Source organism: Desulfosporosinus sp. I2 (assembly GCF_000960765.1).
In the GTDB taxonomy this organism is placed as follows: domain Bacteria; phylum Bacillota; class Desulfitobacteriia; order Desulfitobacteriales; family Desulfitobacteriaceae; genus Desulfosporosinus.
The window spans coordinates 1-2,428 of the sequence record NZ_JYNH01000256.1 but is presented as its reverse complement, the minus strand read 5'-3'; the positions used below and the strand labels follow the sequence as shown (position 1 = coordinate 2,428).

Sequence of the window (2,428 nt, the reverse complement as noted above, 5' to 3'; positions counted from 1 at the left end):
GCCCGCTGCTCTTGGGGATAGTATCGACTGCAATTTCCACGCCTCGTTGCCTTGCGGAGAGTATATCATCAAATGCCTTAGGACAATTCGGCGTCAGGTGGGATATTTGAACTCTTACGTCGGCTGTTTCACCAATTATTATTGCTTCCTGAACTGCTTCTTGGATGCCAAGATAGTTTCTAATATGCGAGGTATATATCCCATTGTATTTTTGAACTACCTTTGCTAGTTTGATAAGTTCATGAGTATCGGCATATTTGCTAGGGCCATAGGTTAAGCCCGTCGAAATTCCCAAGGCTCCTTGTTCCAAGCCCTCTTCAATCAGACGAAGTAGTACACGTTCCTCTTTATCTGTCGGTTTTCTATTTTTTGTCTCTCCCATAACACTCCATCGTAAAGTACCATGTCCTAAAAGGAATCCCATGTTTAGGTTGAAACCCTTGTTTTTGACAACGTCGATATAGCCAGAAAAATCTGCCCAGTTAGGGACGTCACTTCGATAGCGTTCTTTTGTTTTAACGGAAATAAGTCCTTTTTTAGCCATATATTCATAGATATTATCGGAAGAATAGGGAGTTATGGAATGCCCACAGTTCCCATTAATCAACGTAGTTACCCCTTGGCGTAAAAATTCCTCAAACGTACCATTCGTTAAAACAGTAAGTTCTTCATGTACATGGGGGTCAATAAAACCTGGACAAACGGTTAAACCTGAAGCATCGATAGTTCTATCCGCTTGGTATGAGATTTTAGCGGAGATTTCAATAATCTTTCCTTCGGCTACTGCTAGATCGCCATAGAAGCCAGAATCCCCGGTACCATTGATGATAAAACCATTTCTTATTAAGAGATCACAATACATAATCTAACCACCTTAACACGGCGAAACACGGGCGAAACACGGGGACAGGTGCACTGTTCCAGTCTGTTGGAGACAATAAATGTCCCTGTTTTCCGTTTCTGTGCGCAGTTTTCCTTGCTTAATTTCATGTGATATGTGAATCGAGACCTGCTAAAGGTCTCGATTAAGTTTTCTCTATTTACTTGACTCTTCGAAAATGAGCAGTCTCTAATTGCCGGACGTCTAGTTTTGTTTCCATACGATTAAGAGCGCCTATGATGTTGAGTGTAGTTTCATTATGTAATTGACGGTCGTCATATAGTCCGCGGATTTTTTCGATGACTTCGTTTTCTAATCGCATTTCCAATTTGCCGACTAATTCATGAATCTCTTGTTTCAATTCAACTTTTATCTCTGTTTGATTCTGTAAAATTTGAGCTAAAATCTCCATAACTTTTGTTTCATCCATATCTCCATCCCCGATAATATCTATGATAATACTTCCATAATTCTTGTCAAGGTTATTCGGCACCGTTTAATAATAAGTTTACCTAGTCTAGGATGAGTAAGAAGCGAGGTCTGAAACAGTGCACCTGTCCCCCTGTTTCTTCGTGTGTCCCCCTGTTTCGTGAAACAGTGCACCTGTCCCCCTGTTTCGCTAGAAGATTATGATGGAGAGTAGAGAGCCGGCAATGATAATCCAGAGGGTATCAAGTTTAGTAAACCGTTGTACTCCAAATGCAGCTAGAGCGATGCCGAAAGTTGGTAGATCTATGATCGAGCTGCCCGTTAATTTTAAAATCACAGCCCAAAGCGTACCGATAAAAGCGGCCACGATTCCATTGATGACCATCTTGATAAGATCGATCTTACCAGCCCGATTATATAGGTCTGAAATGAGATTGACCACAGCAAAGGCAGGCAAATACATATTCGCCATTGCTAGGGCTGCACCAAATAATCCAGCCACTTTATAGCCAATAAAAGCGGAGATTACGGTGACAGGACCAGGGGTCAGTAAGCTCAAGGCCAAGGCAACTCCGAATTCCTGATCGGTTAAAAAATGATATTGATTGACCATAGCATCCTGGATAAACGGGAGCATAGCATAGCCGCTCCCAAAGGTAAGTCCACCGATACTAAATAAAGTATTACCCAGTTGTCGAAAGGTGGGATTGCTGAGATTAATTCCAAAATTAATGATTAAGAGCACTACAAGCATTATGAACATGATCCCATACTTTTTTCTACTAAATACAAACTTTATTGCTGAAGCGGGCCTCTGGGAGGTCTGTTTCACAACCCAAAACCGATGATTCATAATCGCTTGCCAACTAGAAATTTTCATGGTCAAAAAGGTGAAAACAAGGCTGACGACTCCAGCAAAAAGAAGAAGAGATAAGATATTGACCTTCAAGAAGAAAATCATCAGAAAGCCACCGACGGCTAAGATGGTTAGTTGCGGGGAGTTTACCCCTCTTTTCCAGAGGTCGATAATGGTGTTGAAGACTAACCCAACGACTAAAGCGCCTACTCCCTTAAATAACGAAGTTACTAGAGGGATATCGTTATAGTTTAGATAGAGAT

General features: G+C 41.4%; 3 protein-coding genes. All 3 read right to left on the bottom strand.

Annotated elements, in window-relative coordinates; all coding sequences use genetic code 11:
- Positions 1 to 862, bottom strand: an 862-nt coding sequence (locus UF75_RS25410; RefSeq protein ID WP_045577302.1) for an amidohydrolase family protein, incomplete at its 3' end; no start/stop codon positions are given.
- Positions 863 to 1,040: 178 nt separating this feature from the next.
- Positions 1,041 to 1,310 (bottom strand): hypothetical protein, encoded by a 270-nt coding sequence (locus tag UF75_RS25405; RefSeq protein ID WP_045577303.1) that lies wholly within the window; start codon positions 1,308 to 1,310, stop codon positions 1,041 to 1,043.
- 189 nt (positions 1,311 to 1,499) lie between these two features.
- A partial coding sequence (locus tag UF75_RS25400; protein ID WP_045577301.1) for a chromate transporter occupies positions 1,500 to 2,428 on the bottom strand: 929 nt, incomplete at its 5' end.